Here is an 18627-nt window from a genome sequence, read left to right as displayed (position 1 = left end):
GACGCCGGCGAGGCGACGTGAACGCGGAGCCAGCCGGTCGGGTCAGTCGCCTTCGCCCTCGGACTGGTAGGGTTCACCGACCGCCTCGCGCGGGAGGTCGTTCTGAACGGCCGTGTAGGCGTCGTCGGCCGAGTCGAAGCGGTCGGTGTGCGCGCCGGCCAGCAGGTCCCCGAGGTTCCGTTCGCCCTCGGCGAGTCGGAGTTCGACACCGCCACAGGCGGCCGCCAGCTCGTCGCGCTCGGTGGGGTAGTCGAACTGTTCGAGGTACTCCCCCAGTTCGGCCAGTTCTAGCTCCATACCCGAGTCCACGGCCGGCAGGCGTTTGTGCGTAGTTACCAGACGCCTGCGGGGAGCGTTCCCCGTCGCCGCCCGACGGTCGTCGGTCGACGGTCACGCGACCCCGCCGTCCGCCCCTGCTCACCCGATCCGCGTCGGCTCTCGTCACGCATTTGGTGTCGGCAGGGTAACACCCGGACATGACACGACGCGACGCGCCGGTCTCGCCGCCGGTCGTCCTGACCATCGCGGGGAGCGACTCCGGCGGCGGCGCCGGCATCCAGGCGGACCTGAAGACGATCGAGGCCGGCGGCGCCTTCGGGACGACCGCGATCACCAGCGTCACCGCCCAGAACACGACAGGTGTCGAGTCCACGCACGTCCTCCCGACCGACGAAATCGACGCCCAGTGCGACGCCGTCGTCTCGGACTTCGACGTGGCCGCCGTCAAGACGGGGATGCTCGCCACGGCCGAGGTGGTCGAGCTCGTCGCCGACCGCGTCCGGGCGGTCGCGGCGCCGGCCGTCGTCGACCCGGTGATGGTCGCCGCCTCCGGCGACCGCCTGCTCGCCAGCGAGGCCGAGAGCGCCTACGAGGCCCTGATCGCCGAGGCGACGCTGGTCACACCTAACGCAGACGAGGCGGCCGTCCTGACCGGGATCGACCCCGACAGCGAGTCCGAGGCACGCGAGGCGGGCGAACGCCTCGTCGAGCTGGGCGCAGACGCCGCGCTCGTCAAGGGCGGCCACATCGCGGACGGCGAGTCGGCGGACGTGCTCGACGTGCTCGTCACTGCAGACGGCGTCGAGACGTTCCGGCATCCGCGGGTCGACACCGACGCCACCCACGGCTCGGGCTGTACGCTCTCGTCGGCGATCGCGACGCGGCTGGCCCACGGCGACGACGTCGAGGCGGCGGTCGCCGCCGGCGTCGACCTGCTCGCCCGCGCGGTCCGGTACAACCTCGACATGGGCGAGGGGCCGGGCGCGGTCCACCACGCGGTCGAGTTGCGGGACCGCGCCGCTCGTGACGACACCGCCGAGGCGGTCGAGGGGATCGTCCGCGCGTTCGTCGACCGCGATATCGGTCCGCTGGTCCCCGAGGTCGGGACGAACGTCGCCGGCGCGACCCCGTACGCGGAGCGACCGGACGAGACCGCCGCCGTCGAGGGACGGATCACCCGAACGCGCTCGGGGGCAGCACCGACCCGCGGCGTCCGCTTCGGCGCGTCGGCCCACGTCGCTCGCCTCCTCCTGGCGACGCGCGAGCACGACCCCGACCTCCGGTTCGCCGCGAACCTACGCTACGACGACGCGGTCGCCGAGGCGTTCGGCGACCTCGACGGACCGGTCGCCGAGTACGACCCAGCCGACGACCGCCCAGATTCGGTCGAGTGGGGTGTCGAGACGGCCTTCGACGCCATCGACGGAACGCCCGCGGCGGTCGTCGACCGGGGCAGCCACGGCGACGAGGCCGTCGCCTTCGTCCTCGCGCGGACCCCCGACGCGCTGGTCGACCGGACGCTGGCAGTGCTCGACGCGGTCGAAATCGAGGACTGACGCAGTGAGGTCGAAGACTGACCCAACCGCAACGAGCCGGCGGGGTCGTCACTCCCGTCGCCGAACGAGCAGCGCCAGCGCGCCCAGAAGTCCGGCGAGCGCAGTGACGGGGCCGAAGCCGGGACCGAGCCCGGATATCCCGCCGTCGCCACCCTCGGTCCCGTCGGCACCCTCGCCGCCGTTCCCGCCGTCGCCGACGTCTCCGACGGTCACGACCAGCGTGTCGGCGTCGCCGAGCGTGAACTCGTACTCGCCGCGGTCGAGGCGTGCGACGCCGCTCACGGTCCGGTTCTCTCCGGCGCCGAGGGCGACCCGACGGTCGATGATCGGGCCCTCGGGACCGCGGAGGGTGACGTTCCCGCGCGCCGGCACACCGTGGGTGCTGGAGACGGTCGCGGTGAACGCCACCGCGCCGGGCTCGGACAGGTCGGTGCGGTTGGCCGAGAGGGCGGTCACGGTCGCCGGCGCCGGGTCGTACACCTCGACGGTCACCCGGTCGCCGCCGACGGCGAGGGTGTGGTCCCCCGCCTCGTCGAACGTCCGTTCGAACCGGTAGGTCACCCGCTCGCCGGGAGCGACGGTCCCGCTCTCCGAGGTGGTGACCGCACCGTCGACGACGAACCGCGCCTCGTAGCCGCCGGCCGCGCCGCCGGCGTTGCTCACCGCCCCGGTCATCGTCAGCGTCTCGCCCGCGTAGAGGGTCAGCTCCGAGCCCGAGCGGGTCACGTTGCGGTAGGGACCGTTCACCGCGAGCGCGTCGGATTCGGTGGCGATCCCGACCTCGACCAGCGCGGGCGTCGACGCGAACGCCTCGGTGTGGGTGCGGACCGACCACAGGTCCGGCGCTCGCTCGGTCCCCGCGTAGGTGACCGCGGCTCTGCGAACCTCCGGTCCGGCGACCGTCCCGACGCTCTCGAAGACCGTCCGCGCGTCGACCGGTCCCGGGTGAGCGTTCATCGCGGAGAAGACCGCCTGGAGCGACCGCGTGCCGTCGGTCGCCAGCCGGATCCGCAGGTCGGTGTCGCCGGCGACGAGGCTGCCTTTCAGGTAGTTCGCGGTGTTGACCCACGACCGCGGTTCGGTCAGGACCGCGTCGGACTGCGGGCGGACGGTCCCGGGGCGCAGCGCCTCGCGGAACGCCGCGAAGTCGACGCGGTCCTGTTCGAGCGCGAGCAGGGCGGCGTAGTAGGTGGCGAAGCCCTCGTTGGTCCACCGCGCCGACGGCGCCGTCTCGTAGCCCTGACGGGTGTGGACGTACTCGTGCAGCCAGGTGTTCTCGGCGGTCGCCAGCGGCTCGGCGTCGCGCACCCACATGTCGCGGTCGCCGTACTGCAGGCCGCGCACGCCCCAGCCGACGGTCGTCGTCGGCGCGGCGAAGACGTTCACGACGTCGTCGCGGTCGCCGACGCGCAGGCGGTCGCCCGCCGCCGCCAGCGAGTCGAGGATCGCCGCGGGCGACTCCCTCAACGACGCTCGTTCGGGGAGCACCAGCTCGAACCGCTGGCCGTGGGCCGTCCGCTCGCGCGTCTCGACCGCGCCGAGGTAGGCCATCCACTCGCCGACGTACCCCTCGCCCGCGGCCCGCGTCTCGCGCGTGATACCGACCGGTGCCGCCCCCGACCACGACCAGCTCGTCGGCACGGCCGGCCGCTGGAAGAGCGCCCACTCGCCGGCGTCGACGAAGAGGTACCGCCCCTGAGCGCCCTCCGGTCCGGAGAGGTCCACCGTCTCGTTGACTTCCATCGCGAACGTCACCGACGGGCTCGACGTGTTGCCGTCCCACTCGTAGACGGTCCCGTTGCCCCGCGAGAAGCCCGCCGTCGCGGTGACGGTCGCGTTCGCGGGCAGTTCCGGCTTCAGCGAGGACACCCGGTCGGGCACCCGGTAGCGCTGGACGACGGTCACCTCACCGGGCACATCGGGCGTCAACCGGAGTTCCTGCACCGCCGTGACGTTCGCCGGCGCGCCCGCCAACACCGCGTCGGTCCCCGCCGCCGAGGCCGACCCGCCCGACGCCGTGACCGACTTCGTCACCCGCTCGGCGGGCTCCCCGAGTTCGGTCGACGACGCAATGTCTGCCCCGAATCCGACCCGGTCGGGCGCTGGCGCGTCCGCGGCCGACGAAGCGGCTCCGTTCTCGGTCGGCGAGGCGGCCGCGAGTCCGCCGCCGGTGACCGCGCTCGCGAGAAGCACCACCGCGACCGCCGCGACGACGACTCGACGACCGCCAGCCCGTGACATACCTTCGGTTGGGAAACACTCGACTTAATGGTTCGGCGCCCGGCGGACCCGGGTCCGCGAGCGACGACCACGGGCACCCGCTCTCGACCGGCGCTACAGCCCGGCGAGGAACTCCGCTCCGGCGTCGATCGAGGCCGCGGGGTCCTCGGGTTCGTCGTGTTCGTAGACGAGCCACTCGGCGTCGACCTCGCGGGCGGCGTCGGCACACGCCTGCATGTCCACGTCGCCGTCGCCGATCTCGCAGAACTCGCCGTCGTCCATGTCCTTCATGTGGACGATCTCGACGCGTTCGCCGTAGCGCTCGACGATCTCGACGGGGTCGTGGCCCGCCGTCTCGATCCAGCCCACGTCGGGTTCCAGCAGGGCGTCGGTGTGGTCGGCGAACACCTCGAAGCCCGTCGTGTCGTCGAAGGCGGCGAACTCGTGGTCGTGGTTGTGGTAGTGCAGGGCGAAGCCGTAGTCGAGGAGGTCCGCCGCCATCCCGTCGACGCGGTCGGCCGTCTCCAGCGTCGCCGCGCGGGACTCGAACTGTTCGGGCCCGAGCCACGGGACGACCGCGCCGTCGGCACCGATCGTCTCGTGGAAGTCGACGACTCGGGCGGGGTCGGACTCCAGGTCGTCCACGTCGACGTGCGACGCCGTCACGGCCAGGTCCAGATCGTCGAGGTGGTCGGCGAGTTCCTCGGCCGAGCGGCCACCGAAGCCCCCGGAGAACTGCACGCCGTCGTAGCCGGCCGCCGCGCAGCGCTCGAGGATCTCGGCCATCGGCAGGTCCAACTCGCGAACCGAATAGAGGTTGATCGCGGTGCGTACCATGACGGTCGATCGTCCGGGCGGGCTTTCAGTCCACGGGTCGGGGCGCGACTCTCCGGCTGCGACTCCCCAGTCGACGACAGAGAGCGAAAGCCCTCGACGCGCTCGCTAGCTGGAGTGACGATCGCGACTGACACCAGGCGACGAAAGCCCTCGACGCGCTCGCGGTCGCTGAGCGAGATATCCGCGCTCTCGGCACCGGCCGCGCGGATAGTGCCCGATCAGACGACTACGGGCGCGAGCAGGGCGGTCGGCTCCGCGGACCGCCGCAGGCCGTGGCGGCTGCGCCGCCACGCGCGCCTCGCCCGTTCAGTCCACCAGGACCACCACCGCACCCCACAGCGACCGCAGACGGCCTCACACCTCCCCAGCCGCTTGCGCTTCTCGCAAGCTGCGATGCTCATCCCTCGCGCGGCAACCGTCGCGCGCACGAGAGCGCGCGACAGCACGCGCCAGTGAGACCGTCGAATAGCAGAAATCGGAACGAACTCGGATCACTGCATCGTGACGTACGTCAGGAACAGCAGCGCGAGGAACTGCAGGGCGCGGAGGACGACGACGGCCTGCTGGGCGACGGGGTCGCTGGCGTAGAGCATCTGCATGCTGAAGAAGTAGTAGATCGCGACGAGGTTCTCGAGCAGCATGACGCCGGCGAAGGCGAGCAGGCCGAGGATGAGGTTGGTGCCGAACGTTCGGTAGTTACGCAGCCAGACGACGCCGAGCGCCACCAGTAACAGGGCGTTGAGCCCCGCGAGGGCGGTCGCAACGGTGAGCCAGGGTTCCATCGCCATCGTATCACTCGATTTGGTCGGTTATGGTCTCGAACTCCTCGCGGTGACGGTCGAACCGGTCCGTGAGGAAGTACATCGCGCCGTAGTCGTCGCCGCCGCGCTCGACCACGTCGTGGTCCAGCAGGACGTCGAGATGGTGGCGCACGGTGTTGTAGTCCACGTCGAGTTCCTCGGCCAGCTGGTTGGCGTTGCGCGGCCGGTCGTCGAGCAACCGGATGATCCGGGCGCGGTTCTCGCCGCCGCGCGTGCCGGCGAGCAGATACCAGAGTGCCTTCTCCATCGACGCTCGTTCCGTCCTGTCCCCCGCCTGTGGTTTAGGCGTGCTGGTTCCTCCCACGATCCCCGCACTGCCGTCCGACACTTCACCCCACGCTCCCCGGAGCGACCGTCTCGCTCACCCAGCCGGTCGCCCCGCTGGGGTAGGCGTCTCGTTCTTCGCTCGACTGGACCGTCCCCGTCCCGTCCGTGGCGCGGACGACGACGTCGTGACTGCCCGCGGGCGGGTCGTACACGTGGCGCCACTGTCGCCAGGCGTCCGCCGCGTGGTCGGGTGGCTCCTCGACTGCGCCCGTCGCGCCGGGCAACCGCTCGGTGAGTTCCGCGTCGGTCCACGTGTCGCCGCCGTCGGTCGACACCTCGACGCGCTCGATGCCCCGCGTCCCCGCGTAGGCGTGGCCGCCGACCTCGAGCTGCCCGTCGTCGGTACGGTTCGTCGCGTGGAGCTTGGCGACCGTCTCGACGGGACCGGTACCGTGCCAGCCCTTCTGCTCCCAGTAGCCGTCCGCCTCGCGTTCGAGGAACTCGATCTCGGTGATCCACTTGACGTTGATCTCGCCCCAGTGGCCGGGGACGAGCAGGCGGACGGGCGCGCCGTGGCTCCGCGGCAGCGGCTCGCCGTTCATCCCCAGGGCGAGGAAGCCGCTCTCCAGCGCCTCCAGCGGGAACTCCTCGTAGTAGTCGTCGGCCGCCCTGACCATGACACAGTCGCAGTCGGAGTTCGGCTTCGCGTCCTCGATCAGGGGTGCGATGGGGACGCCGCTCCAGACCGCGGTGTCCATCTTCTGCCCGTTGAGCGACTCGCCGACGCAGCGCAGCGTGACGAACCGGTGCTGGAACTCGCGCTCGGCGAGGTCGGCGTAGTCGGCGGACACCTCCTGGCCGACCTCGCCGGTGACCGACAGCGACCACTCGGCGGCGTCGGGCGTCGGCGAGATCGAACTGTAGGAGACGTTGTAAAAGCGCTCGCTGACCAGCGGTTCCGTCCCGTCGAGGTCGAACTCCCTGTCGGCCGCCGCTGCGAGCTGGTCGTCGGCGTCGAAGGTCGGCACGTCGGCGCTCCCGTAGATCTCGGGATCGCCCCGCGGGCGGTCGCCGTCGGCGCTCCCTCCGGTGCCCGCACTCCCCGCGTTCGTGGCGCTGGAGCCGTCGCCCGTCGACGGACCGTCGCGACCGACTGCGTACCCGAGCACGCTGGCGCCGAGGGCGGCACCGAGCGCCGCGAGGACGCGGCGCCGCCCGTCCGACGACGGGGTCGACCGACCGGCGGCGAGTTCGCCCGAGTAGGAGAGGTCGGTCACCCAGACGACGAGGCCGACGCCGACGGCGGCGCCGACCGAGAGGACCGGGCGGCCGGTCAGCAGCGCCGTCGCGGCCCAGACGGCCGCCGGAGCGCAGAGCAGCGGCGCCAGGCGCGTGTCGAGGCGCCGCCCGACTGCGACCGAGAGGGCGACCAGCGCGGCGAACAGCGCGACCACGAGCGCGCCCGCGGTCGCGAGGTTGAGTTGCTGACCCAGGTCGCCGAGCGCGGTGATCGCGAAGGCGACGACCGCGCCGGGCATCCGCCGGGAGAGCGTGCTCTCGACCGGTGCGACGACGAACCCGGGCGCGAACCCGGCGGCGGCGAACGAGCCGAGCAGGCCCGCTACCCCCGCCGAGACGGCGACGACCGCGGTGGGGAGGCCGGGCGGGTAGCGGTCCGCGAGCGGCGTGTCTCCTGTCATGGGTTACACTGGCCACTACCGACGGATAGGCGTTGTTCGAAAACCGCTCGGACTCTCTCTAGAATTCGTTCGGGTTGGCCGCGCCAGGCGGTCGAAACCGCCGACGGGGACCGACCGGAGAACAAGGCTCAAGCGCCGCCGGTCCGAGGCGGAGATATGAGCGACGCCGGCGGTCGACCCTGTCCGATCTGTGAGCGGCCGATGACCCACCGCCACTGCAAGTACGTCTGCCCCGAACACGGCGTCGTCTACGACTGCGCGGACACGTTCTACTGAACGCCGCACGAGGGCGCTACCGAGCGTCGACTCCGAGGTCGTAGCGCTCGCGGACCAGCCGGTAGGTCGGTCCGGCCAGCAGGAGTCCCGAGACGGCGGTCGCGGCGGCGACCAGGGCGATCCCCTGGTCGAGCCCGTCGACCGACAGCGTGTGCATCGACGCGCCGGCGACGACGGCGCCGACGATCCACGGCGTCTCGCCGACGAGCGTCCCGGCCAGATACGTCCGCGGTGACAGGTCCGAGAGCCCGGCGGCCGAGGAGGTCACGTCCGAGGGGATCGGCGCGAGCCGCGCGGCCACGAGCCCTCGGAAGCCACCGGTCGCCGTCACGATCCGGTCGCCGACGCCCGCGGTCCGGCCGAGGACTCCCTCGTCGGTCCGGAACCGGCGGGCGAGGAGGAACGGCGGCGCCGTGGAGACGGCGACGCCCGCCGCGGCGATCGGGATCCCGACCGCCGCGCCGTAGACGTATCCGACCGTCAGCGACAGCAGGCTGACCGGCCACAGGACGAACGGTCGGACGACGTAGAGGACGACGAGCACGGCGAGAAAGCGCCAGGGGTCTCCAGAGAGCGCGACCAGCGACTCCAGCACCGCGGCCGGGGAGAAGACCACCGCTCCGGCCGCGAGCGCGAGGGCGAGCGCCCCGAGACCGGCGAGCTGTCGGCGCGTCGCCCGACTCACTGCCATCACCCGTCGTCTCGCCGCCGCCGGCACAAGTCTTGTGGTCGCCGCGGACCGCCCGGGCCGGCCGGTGGCGACGGACACCGCGAACCCGGAAACGCTTAATCCGGGGGCGACCCCACCGAAGAGCGTGGACGACCGCGTCGAACTCGGCGTCGAACTGCTCGCCCACCTCGAACACGCCGAGCTGTCACTGGCCGAGGCCGTCGACCGCATCGAGACCGTGACCAGCGACCCGGCGGTCACCCGCGAGATCCTCGAAACCGCCGAGAAACGCGGCGTCATCGACCGCGAGGGCGACACCGTCGTCCCGACGACCGGCGACTACGTCGGTTTCGAGGGCGGCGACGTGGTGAGCAAAGAGGGGGAGTTCACCTGCCAGCGCTGCGGCGCCGGCATCACGACGGGCTATTTCATCGAGTTCGACGCCGGCGATCACGGGCCGTTCGGCTCCTCGTGTATCAGGAAAGTCACCGGCCGCGACGAGGACTGAACACCCGGCTGGTCCGAGCGCCCGGTCCCACTCAGTCGCGCTGTTGGACCAGCTGCTTCAGCGCGCGATGTTGCCGTTTGAGCAGTTCGTTCTGGCGGTCGACCGCGTCGGTCAGCTCGTCCAGTCGCTCGGCCATCGCCTCGAACTCCTCGCGACTGACCGGTGCCGGCTCCGACTCGTCGGTCTCGGCGGAACTGGCGGCGGTCGTCGACTCCGTTGCTGTCCCCGTCTCCGATGGGTCGTCCGGCGCCGCGGCAGCCTCCTCGGTGGGGTCGGCCGACGCCTCGGCGCGCTGGACCGACTCACTCGTCCCACCTGTCGAGTCAGCGTCCCGGGACGGCGTCGGTCGCGACTGCGTCTGTCGAGTATCGGCTCGCTGCGACTGCGTCCGTTGGGTATCGGCCCGTCGAGAGGGCGTATGCTGGGTGTCTCTCTGGCCGGTGTCCTCCGGAGTGGTGTCGGCTCGTTCGGACACTCCCGGAGCCCCCTCACCGTGTCGAACGTCGCCGTCACCGGCGTCCGCGTCGCCGGTTTCGGTCGGTTCCGGTTCAGATTCCGTGGACGCAGACTGGGCGCGCTGGTCGGCTCGGTCGTGGGAGTCGGCCGCCGCCCGTCCACCGCCGTTCGCGTTCGACGGCCGGCCGTCGTCCGGACGGCCGGGTTCCGTCGCAGTCTCCGCGTCCGTCCCGCGGGGAGCTGGGTCGGCGCCCCCGCCCGCGTTCGTATCGGTGGGTTGCCCCGCCGCGGGATCGGTCGACTGTCCACTGGGCTGTCGGTCCGGCTCTCGCGACGGCTGTCCGGTCGAGGAGTCGCTCTCGGCGAGTCGCTCGTCGGCGTCGACGGACTCGGTCAGGTCGGCCTCCTCGCTGACGAGCGGGTCGAAGTCGTCGCCGAACGCGAAGTCGTCGCCGCCGCCGTCGTCGGACGCGGTATCGACGCCGCCGGTGTCCGTCTCCGGGCCGACGACGCGGTTGAGTTCGTCGACGTTGGCCACGTCGTAGTAGCCGAACAGCGCTTCTTCGAGCGTCTGGCGGACGACGGGTGCCTTGTCGTTGGGCACCTTGACTCGCTGGGGGCGACCGCCGATCGAGAGGGCGATGCTGGTCGCGACGCTGGCGCGTTCGAACTCGAGGCCGGTCACGTCGTCGTAGGCGTACACCTCGAAGTCCTCGGACCAGACCTGGCTGCCGATGTGCTTGATCAGTCGCCCCTCGGCGATGATGAGCGTGAGTTCGCTGAACCGGTAGACGCCGGCGAGCGACTCGCGGTCGTCGATGACGCCGTCGAGTTTGAGGACGCCTTCGAGGAACAGTTCGAGCACCTTGTCGCCGCGGCTGGCCGGGACGGTGAACGACTGCGTGCCGTCGATGTACTGCATGGTGAACTTCGTCTTGCGACGGCCCTCCGAGACCGCGAGCTGTTCGATGTCGTGGGAGTACTCCTCGACCGCTTCGTCGCTGAGCAGCCCTTCGCCGCGGTAGACGAGCGTTCGCGTCGGTGTGAGACAGACCGCGTCCTCGTCGCCGAGCGAGACGCCGGCCTGTATCTCCTCGCCGTCGAGTGCCCCCTCGACGAGGTCCGGGATGTCCATGCCTGAGGTGTACCCGTCCTGGTGTATAAATCCGGGGGTGGACGCCCACCCGTCCGGTCGGGCGATCCACCACGCCCTCCGCGAGTTGTGGAGCCCGCCCGAGCGCGGTTCGACGGCCGCTCAGTGGAGGTACGGGAGTGAGCGGTGCGGTTGGCGTGCGCTGTCGAGCGTGCCCGCCTCTTGGCGGGCCGCTCGAACTAGTCGCGCGAGGGATGAGAAGCGCAGCCTGCGAGCATCGCAGTCGGCTGGGGAGGTGCGTGGCCGTCTGCGGTGCTGTGCGGGGCGGTCGTGGTGCTGTGCGGTCCTGGTGGACCGAACGGGCGAGGCGCGCTCGCGCCGTGAGTCGGCTGAGCGGGCACTATCCGCGCGGTGCGAGGCGCGCAGCGCCTCGAAGCGAATAGCGTGGGAGCGAAGCTCCCACGGACCGTGCGAGCGGGCCAGTGGCCCGCGAGCAGACGGCCCTGCCGTGAGCGGGCGGTGCCGAGAGCGCGGATATCCCGGTCAGCGACCGCGAGAGCGAGGTCGACCGCAGGGAGACCTCGTCAACGCGAACGGGGTCTGCGCGAACGAAGTGAGCGCAGGCTCGGAAGACGAGCGGAGCGAGTCTTCCGGCGAGCGAAGCGACCCGTGAGCGAGCGCGCCGAGGGCGTTCATCGCCTGCTGTCCCCGGTGAGTGCGGTCGCTGTCGCTCGACTTCGTTTCGCTCCAGTACAACCGGAAACAACCGATAACTTCGCAGGTGTACCGAACGGACTCGCTACGATTCGAGGGCGTCGAGTGCGTCGGGCGAGACCGATTCGGTCAGTCGGACGCGCTGGCGATCGGGCGAGAACCGGACGATACCTGCCTCGGAGAGTTTCGGAACGTGGACGTGATACGGCGACGTTCGGAGGCGCACGACCTCGTCCTCGGCGTCGCCGGGGCGGTCGTCGTCGGTCAGTCGCTCTGCGATGTCCTCGATCGTCAGCGCCGCGTCGGCGTCCGCGAGCAGGTGGACCACTCTGCGCCGCCGTTCGTCCGCCAGCGCGTCGTACACGAGCGATCTGTCGCCGTATCGTACCATTCCGTCCGTGGGGCCCATACCTCCCCTTCGGCTACGTCCGGGTATAGCGCCTGCGCCTAAAGGAATAGCGTCGCACGTCGGTGGCGCGTTCGGCCGCGCTCGGCCGCGTTCGGCCGCGACGGCGGTGCCACCCGGCGGATCGACCGCGACGGGCGGGCGAGCGACCCCCTCAGACCGACGAACGGTCGTAGCCACCGTCGATGGTGATGATCTCGCCCGTGGTGAAGGAGGCGGCGTCGCTCGCGAGGTACAGCGCGGCGCCGCTGATCTCGTCGGGCGTGGCGACTCGCTCCATGGGCGTGCGCTCGTCGACGCCCTCGCGGAACGCCGAGCCGTCTTCGAGTTTCGGCCCCGCGAGTTCGGTCTTGACGAAGCCGGGCGCGATGGCGTTGACCCGGACCTCGGGACCCAGATCCGCCGCGGTCGCGCGAGTGAGCCCGTTCAGTCCGGCCTTCGCCGAGACGTAGCTGGGGCGGGCCTCGCGGGACTGCTCGGCCGACATCGAGGAGATGTTGACGATGCTCCCCTCGTCCATGGCGGCGCCGAACTCCTTGATCGCGCGGAAGGCACCGGTCAGCAGCACGTCGATGTCCTGGCCCCACTCCTCTTCGGTCATCTCGGTGACGGGCGTCGTCGCGACCGACCCCTGGGAGGTGACGAGCGTGTCGGTGTCGCCCAGGGCGTCCTCGGCGGTCTCCCGGAGGGTCGCGATCGAGTCGGGGTCGCGGACGTTGCAGGTCACTTCGACGGTCTCGGCTCCCAGGTCGCGCAGTTCCGCGGCGGCCTCGGCCACCGACTCTTCGGAGCGGCTGGTAGCGACCACGTCGGCGCCGTTGCGGGCGAACGCACGGGCGATCTCCAGACCGATCCCGCTCGTGCCGCCGATGACCACCGCGTTCTGCCCCTCGATGCTGATTCCGTCTGTTTCCGACATGATTGGACCGACGGTGCGCGCCCCGGGATACGTTTTCGGTTCGCCCCCGATTCGCGAACTCCTCCGCACGCGAACTCCTCCGCACGTGGGCACCTCCGCACGTGGGTTAGTCGGACTGGGTGGGATCCGAACCTGCGTCTACCGCCGCCGTGCGGTCATTCGACCGAATACGCGTCCACTTTCGCGACAGCGTGGCGATAGCTCCGCCAGGCGACGAGGGCGGCGAGGACGACCGTGGCGCCGACGCCGACGACGACGGTCGCCGGGTCGACCGCTCCCGACAGGGCGTAGGCGCCGAGCGCGCCGAACCCGGGCGCGCCGACGGCGACCATCCCCAGCGTGTAGGCCGCGGAGGCGGACTTGTTGGGGATCTGTACGTCCTCGCCGAGCAGCCCCTCGTCGCCGGGCGGGTAGTGGACCCCGAGCGCCAGCGAGAGAAGCGGCGCGAGGACGGCGAGGGTAACGGCGAAGACGCCGACTGCGGCGACGACCAGCGGGGAGCCGACGCCGGCGCCGATGGCGGTGCCCAGCGAGGCGCCGACCAGCAGCGGCATCGCGGGGAGGACGACGGCGTAGGCCTTCGCGCGGACGAACGTCTCGCCGGAGACGCCCGCGGTGAGCAGCCCGGGTAGGGCGTCGCCCTCGGTGCCCAGCGGGTTGAGCGTGAAGCCGCTACCGGCTGCGAGCGCGCCGGTGAAGGCGACGATCGGCGCGTACATCGCCGCGGAGAATGGGCCGCTGTAGACCAGCTGTTCGCCCATGACGAGACCGACGAAGATAGCGGGGTAGACGTACCACAGCGTCTTCGGCGTGCGCTTGGTGCGTCGCCAGGTCGTCTCGACGAGCGCGGCGGTCGGTCGCGGGACGACCGACGCGAGCACGTCCCTGACCGGCGTCGCCGTCACCGGCGCGTCGTCGGACTCGGCGCCGTCGTCGGCGAGCGCGCGGTCGTCGTACCAGAGGGCCTCGGCCAGACGGACCGAGGCGACCAGCGAGGCGAGGACGACCCCGACGGAGGCGAGGAGGAAGCCGGCGGCCCGGAGCGTCGAGGCGCCCGCACCGGGGACGGTCAGCAACAGCAGGTCGCCGGCCCACGACAACGGGGTCGCGTCCAGCGCGGCGCCGACGGTTCGCCTGGTGAACAGGACGAGATAGAACAGGCCGAGCATGCCGACGCCGAGGCCGAACCTGGCGTTCTTCGAGAGCCCGTAGCCGTCGAGCAGCCAGCGGGCGCCGAAGCCGACGGGCGCCGTCGCGACCCCGGCGACGACGAACAGCCAGAGGCTGCCGGCGACCAGCGACACGGCGGCGACCGGTTCCCCGGCGCCCAGCGCGAACGCGACCGCGCCGGCGAGCGCGACCGGCCAGAACAGCGCCGTCCAGACGGCCGTCTGGCGGGCGACGCTCCCGACGGCGACCGCCCGGGTGCTCGTCGCCGTCAGGAAAGCCACGTAGCGGTCTTTGAACTCGCTGTTGCCGCCGGCGGCGCCCAGCACCCCCATCAGGGCGAGCAGGACGACGCCCGACAGCACCACCCCCCGGATCTCCGCTACGACCGGCGCGACCTCGCCGGCGGCGAACCGTCGCCCCACGTCGTGGGCGCCCGGTCCGACCGCGCCGGAGACCTGTAGTGCGAAGAAGCCGGGGATCAACAGGAAGAAGGCGGTCATCCGCCTGGACTCGCGGACCCGCCGGTAGGTCTGACGGAGCGCCGTCCGCGCGACGACGACCGACGGGCCGGTCATGGCGACTCGCGCAGCCGCGCGGAGAGGTCGGCGTCGTTCGTCAGTTCGACGAAGGCGTCCTCCAGCGTGTCGCCGTCGCGGTCGGCGACCAGCCGCTCGGGGTCGTCCTCGGCGAGCAACCGCCCGTCCGAGAGCAGCCCGACGGTGTCGGCCAGTTCGTCGACGACCGAGAGCACGTGCGTCGAGAGGAAGACCGCGGTTCCCTCGTCGCGCAGTTCGGTGAGGACCGCCTTGAGCGTCCGCGCGGCGTTGGGGTCGAGCCCGCTCGTCGGCTCGTCGAGGAACAGTACGTCGGGCTCGTGGACGATGGCCTGGATCACGCTGGTCTTCTGTTTCATCCCCTTCGAGTAGCTCTCGATGCGGTCGTCGGCGGCCGCCAGGCCGAAGCGGTCGAACAGGGCCTCGACCCGTTCGCGTGCCCGGTCGGGGTCGAGCCCGCGCACGTCGGCGATCGCCGAGAGCTGTTCGCGGGCGGTGAGCTTCTCGTACAGCGGCGGCGCGTCGGGGACGTAGCCGATCCGCTCGCCCAGCCGGTCGCGGTCGCGCACGTCGACGCCGGCGACGGTCGCAGTCCCGTCGCTGGGGCGAGTGAGTCCGGTCAGCAGCCGCATCGTGGTCGTCTTGCCGGCGCCGTTGGGCCCGAGGAAGCCGTAGATGGTTCCCGCCTCGACGGTCAGGTCCAGCCTCTCGACGGCGGCGACCGACCCGTAGCGCTTCGCGAGCCCGTCGGTCTCGATGGCTGCCACTGACAGGTGTAGGGGACAGCGCCGCGGTAAGTGTTCCGGTGGACAGGGGTTTCGCCGCGAGCGGACGGCGTCAGTGCGAGGGGACGGCCGACTCGGGAAGGGTGGGGTGCCAGCGGACGCCCTCCGGCGGCGAATCGCCGGTCTCGTCAGCCGTCGGGTCGGCGGTCGTGCCGACCGCTTCGGTCGCGTCGACTCGGCCGTTCCCCTCGGTCGCGTCGTCGTTCGTCCCTCCCGCCCCGACTTCGGCCGCCGCCGCGCGGGCGGTCGCGTCCGATCCGTCGGTCTCGGCGACGAAGACGGCGATCAATCGGTAGACCGGCGGGCGGTCGGGATCGTCCTCGTCGCGGACGCCGAGGATCGTCACGCGAGTGAGGTCGGTCAGCGAGCAACGGACGCCGGTGGCCGCCCGGATCGCGGCCTCGGTCCCGGACACGACGCGCTCGTCGGTCGCCGGTTCGCCGTGGGGAACGACCCACTCGCCGTCGCGCTCGACCAGCAGCACGTCCTCGCTGTCGTTGTACACCTGGACGTACGCGTCGACGATGCCGCGCTCGCAGCGCTCGCCGGCCCGCTCGTAGGCGTCGCTGGGCACGGCGAGCGTCGTCTGGTTGATCGGGAACCCGCTGTACTCGTCTTCCAGCGCGACCAGGCGCTCCTCCACCCTGTCCCGGGAGACCTCGGCGACAGACATCGTCCGCACCTGCGCCGGCACCGGCATAAACCCGTCCCTTCGTTCAGACCTTGCGAACAGGGCGCGACCCGGTCGGTGGCCGAATCGGTTCGCGTTCACGCCCGACGATTACCGTTCGCTCGCCGGTACCGGTCGCTCGGTCACCGGTAGCCGGACGGTCGCCGCCCAGTATGTGTCGTTCGGTCACCGGTAACCGCCGTTCGGGTGCGGGTCGCAGTCGAGCGACTGCCGGTAGCGGACGTTCGATGACGGGTAACGGTCGCTCGCTCGTCGGTACCGGTCACTCGCTGGCCGGATACGGGCGATCGGCGACCTCGGGATACAGGACGCGCTCGGGCGGTGACGCGAACCACTCGACCGCGCGGATCTCGCCCTCGCGCGGCCGCGGGTCGCCGCCCGTGCACCGGCCGTCGAAGATCACGATGAGGCTGGCCAGCGCCGGCCGGTCGGGGTCGCTCTCGTCGGCGAGTTCGAGGACGTGCACTTCGCGGACGCCCGTGATCGTCGCCTCGACGGCCGTCTCCTCGCGGACCTCGCGGCGCGCGGCCGTCTCGAAGGACTCGCCGGCTTCGCGCTTGCCGCCGGGGTCGCCCCACCCCTCGTCGCCCTCGTTGCGGACGAGCAGGACCTCGCCGCCGTCGTTCGTGACCCAGATTCCCGCACCCCCGTTCTCGCCTGCGGCGATCCGGTCCCGGTCGCGCTCGTACGCCTCGGGCGCGAGCTCCCATCGCTTCTCGACGCGCTCGAAACAGTCGTATCGCTCGCGCACCTCGGCCAGCCAGTCGGCGACGCGCTCGCGCGAGCGCGCCGGGAGGTCGGCGTCGGTCACCGACGGCACCTCTCGGCGTCGGCCACAGGCGGTGTCCCCGCCATCGCTCAGACGTGTTCGTCGAGGAAGTCGACGACGGCGGTGTAGGCCTCGATGCGGTTCTCGCGTTTGGTGATCCCGTGGCCCTCGTCGTCGAAGACGAGTTTCTCGACGGGGACGCCCTGGGCGGCGGCCTCCTCGGCGATCTGCTCGGCCTCGCCGAGCGGGACGCGCGGGTCGTTGGCGCCGTGGAGGACGAACAGCGGCGCCGCGATCGACTCGACGTTGTTGATCGGCGAGACGGATTCGAGGAACGCCCGATCGTCGGCGAGCGACCCGTACTCGGCCTCGCGCAGCTCGCGGCGCCAGGAACCGGTGTTCTCCAGAAACGTGACGAAGTTGGCGATCCCAACCACGTCGACGCCGGCGGCCCACAGGTCGGGGTACTCCGTCAGCGCCGCCAGTATCATGAATCCGCCGTAAGACCCGCCCATCGCGACCACGCGGTCGGAGTCGATCGCCTCGTGGTCGGTGAGCCACTCGACCGCCGCCTCGACGTCCGCCACGGAGTCCATCCGCTTCTCGACGTCGTCGAGGTGGGTGTACTCGCGGCCGTAGCCCGTCGAGCCGCGGACGTTCGGCTCGAAGACGGCGTACCCGCGCGAGCAGAAGTACTGGGTCAGCCCCGCGAAGGAGGGACGGCGCTGGCTCTCCGGCCCGCCGTGGATGTCGACGATCACGGGCGTCTCGCCGGTTTCCCAGTCGTCGGGCAGCGAGAAGTACCCCGGAATATCGCGGTCGTCGAAGGTGGGATAACGGACCAGTTCGGGCTCGACGAACGACGACTTCGGGATGCCCGCGGTCGAGGCGTCGGTCCAGCGCTCGACGTCTCCGGTCTCGGTCTCGACGACGTAGACGTTCGTGTTCTCCGTCCGGCCGGTCGCCGATAGAGCGAACCGCTCGGCGTCCCCGTCGAAGGCGACGCCGCCGGCGATCCCACCCGGCAGGTCCGGCGCGGGGAACTCGTCGATCTCGGTGGGCCCGGCGAGTTCGCCCACGGTGAGGTCGGTGTAGCCGTCGACGTTCCGGGAGTAGACGAGCCGACCGGTCTCGTCGTCGACGGCCACGCCGCCCACGTTCCACTCGCCGCCGTCGGCGACGGTGTCGAGCGCCGCCGTCAGGTCGGACTCGTCGGGGTCCTCGCCGAGCGCCTCGAGGTCGAGCCGGGCGAGGAACTTCGTGTCGGACTCGTAGTCGGTGGTCAGGTACAGCGCGTCGCCCTCGGGGCTCCACTGGGCGCTCGTGAAGCGCACGTCGCCGTCGTGGGGCGTGAGGTGCCGGCGCTCGCCCGACTCGGCGTCGAGGACGTAGAGGTCCTGGTCGAAGTTCCAGTGGGCCTGGGAGACGAGCAGGCGGTCGTCGGCGGGCGCCCAGCCGCCGACCGAAAGCCAGCCGTCGCCCTCGTGGACGAGCGTGGCGTCGGCGCCGGTCTCGGTCCGGCCCTGGACGTACACGTCGAAGACGGACTCGTCGCGGCGGTTGGAAGCGAAGGCGAAGCGGTCGCCGTCGTGAGACCAGCCGCCCCAGCGGTGTTTGGCGTCGGGACGCGCGGTGAGGTTCGTGATGGTGCCGTCGTCGGCGTCGAGGCGGTAGAGCTGGGCGCGCTCGTCGCCGCCCTCGTCCATACCGAACGCGAGTTCGCGGCGCTCGGGCGACCACGAGCCGAAGGTGACCCGCTCGTCGAAGAAGGTTCGCTGGACCGGCCACTCACCGGATCCGTCGAGCGTCCAGAGCTGCGGGGTGCCCGTGGCGTCGAGCAGGAAGGACAGCGTGCCCTCGGGGCCGAACGAAGCGCCGTAGGCGCTCCTGACGTTGAGATACCGGTCGAGGTCGTACATACCCCGGGCAAGCCACG

The 18627-nt window shown here is 71.5% G+C and carries 18 protein-coding genes; 3 read left to right on the top strand and 15 right to left on the bottom strand.

Translation table 11 applies throughout. The annotated features are described in order from the left end of the window. Positions 1–42: 42 nt before the first annotated feature. Entirely contained in the window at positions 43–297 is a 255-nt protein-coding gene (locus tag I7X12_RS02445; protein ID WP_198062303.1) for a DUF5789 family protein, read from the bottom strand. A 179-nt stretch (positions 298–476) separates the two neighbouring features. On the opposite strand from I7X12_RS02445, the gene thiD reads away from it, so the two are divergent. Further along, a complete protein-coding gene (thiD, locus tag I7X12_RS02440; RefSeq protein WP_198062302.1) occupies positions 477–1835 on the top strand; it encodes a bifunctional hydroxymethylpyrimidine kinase/phosphomethylpyrimidine kinase in 1359 nt (452 codons plus the stop codon). Between the two features lie 48 nt (positions 1836–1883). Here the strand turns inward: thiD and I7X12_RS02435 are convergent, their stop codons facing one another. From I7X12_RS02435 to I7X12_RS02415, 5 genes are all read right to left on the bottom strand, one after another. Then, positions 1884–4076, bottom strand: a complete 2193-nt coding sequence (locus tag I7X12_RS02435) for a PGF-CTERM sorting domain-containing protein (protein ID WP_198062301.1) — start codon at positions 4074–4076, stop codon at positions 1884–1886. A gap of 93 nt (positions 4077–4169) precedes the next feature. After that, entirely contained in the window at positions 4170–4892 is a 723-nt protein-coding gene (locus I7X12_RS02430) for a sugar phosphate isomerase/epimerase family protein (protein WP_198062300.1), read from the bottom strand. 491 nt (positions 4893–5383) lie between these two features. Next, positions 5384–5680, bottom strand: a complete 297-nt coding sequence (locus I7X12_RS02425; RefSeq protein ID WP_198062299.1) for a hypothetical protein — start codon at positions 5678–5680, stop codon at positions 5384–5386. A gap of 4 nt (positions 5681–5684) precedes the next feature. Beyond that, on the bottom strand, positions 5685–5960 hold the full coding sequence (locus I7X12_RS02420; protein ID WP_198062298.1) for a winged helix-turn-helix domain-containing protein: 276 nt from the start codon (positions 5958–5960) through the stop codon (positions 5685–5687). Positions 5961–6042: 82 nt separating this feature from the next. Next, entirely contained in the window at positions 6043–7680 is a 1638-nt protein-coding gene (locus I7X12_RS02415) for a molybdopterin-dependent oxidoreductase (RefSeq protein WP_198062297.1), read from the bottom strand. A 156-nt stretch (positions 7681–7836) separates the two neighbouring features. On the opposite strand from I7X12_RS02415, the gene I7X12_RS20765 reads away from it, so the two are divergent. Beyond that, entirely contained in the window at positions 7837–7956 is a 120-nt protein-coding gene (locus tag I7X12_RS20765) for an HVO_2523 family zinc finger protein (protein ID WP_006885078.1), read from the top strand. Between the two features lie 16 nt (positions 7957–7972). Here the strand turns inward: I7X12_RS20765 and I7X12_RS02410 are convergent, their stop codons facing one another. Beyond that, positions 7973–8647, bottom strand: a complete 675-nt coding sequence (locus I7X12_RS02410) for a TVP38/TMEM64 family protein (RefSeq protein ID WP_198062296.1) — start codon at positions 8645–8647, stop codon at positions 7973–7975. A 124-nt stretch (positions 8648–8771) separates the two neighbouring features. Between I7X12_RS02410 and I7X12_RS02405 the strand changes: the two genes are divergently transcribed. Beyond that, complete coding sequence (locus I7X12_RS02405) at positions 8772–9134, top strand: DUF5830 family protein (RefSeq protein WP_198062295.1); 363 nt, start codon at positions 8772–8774, stop codon at positions 9132–9134. Positions 9135–9165: 31 nt separating this feature from the next. Here I7X12_RS02405 and I7X12_RS02400 read toward each other — a convergent pair whose 3' ends face one another. The 8 genes from I7X12_RS02400 to I7X12_RS02365 form a co-directional block, all read right to left on the bottom strand. Then, on the bottom strand, positions 9166–10725 hold the full coding sequence (locus I7X12_RS02400) for a DUF7115 domain-containing protein (RefSeq protein WP_198062294.1): 1560 nt from the start codon (positions 10723–10725) through the stop codon (positions 9166–9168). Between the two features lie 757 nt (positions 10726–11482). Further along, positions 11483–11806, bottom strand: coding sequence for a DUF7344 domain-containing protein (locus tag I7X12_RS02395; RefSeq protein WP_198062293.1), 324 nt, complete (start codon positions 11804–11806; stop codon positions 11483–11485). 151 nt (positions 11807–11957) lie between these two features. Next, positions 11958–12722 (bottom strand): SDR family NAD(P)-dependent oxidoreductase, encoded by a 765-nt coding sequence (locus I7X12_RS02390; protein WP_332309545.1) that lies wholly within the window; start codon positions 12720–12722, stop codon positions 11958–11960. A 155-nt stretch (positions 12723–12877) separates the two neighbouring features. Then, the gene (locus I7X12_RS02385) at positions 12878–14467 is read right to left on the bottom strand and encodes a hypothetical protein (RefSeq protein WP_198062292.1); all 1590 of its coding nucleotides are present in this window, start codon (positions 14465–14467) and stop codon (positions 12878–12880) included. Beyond that, positions 14464–15213 (bottom strand): ABC transporter ATP-binding protein, encoded by a 750-nt coding sequence (locus I7X12_RS02380; protein ID WP_198062291.1) that lies wholly within the window; start codon positions 15211–15213, stop codon positions 14464–14466. Before I7X12_RS02380 ends, I7X12_RS02385 begins: the two co-directional genes overlap by 4 nt. Before the next feature lie 70 nt (positions 15214–15283). After that, the gene (locus tag I7X12_RS02375) at positions 15284–15904 is read right to left on the bottom strand and encodes a hypothetical protein (RefSeq protein WP_198062290.1); all 621 of its coding nucleotides are present in this window, start codon (positions 15902–15904) and stop codon (positions 15284–15286) included. A gap of 280 nt (positions 15905–16184) precedes the next feature. After that, positions 16185–16733 (bottom strand): NUDIX hydrolase, encoded by a 549-nt coding sequence (locus I7X12_RS02370; RefSeq protein WP_198062289.1) that lies wholly within the window; start codon positions 16731–16733, stop codon positions 16185–16187. A 47-nt stretch (positions 16734–16780) separates the two neighbouring features. Continuing rightward, entirely contained in the window at positions 16781–18610 is a 1830-nt protein-coding gene (locus I7X12_RS02365; RefSeq protein WP_198062288.1) for a S9 family peptidase, read from the bottom strand. Positions 18611–18627 lie beyond the last annotated feature (17 nt).

Source organism: Halosimplex litoreum, assembly GCF_016065055.1.
GTDB classification, from domain to species: Archaea; Halobacteriota; Halobacteria; order Halobacteriales; family Haloarculaceae; genus Halosimplex; species Halosimplex litoreum.
The sequence above is the reverse complement of the archived record's forward strand: the minus strand, read 5'-3'. Positions and strand labels throughout refer to the sequence as shown.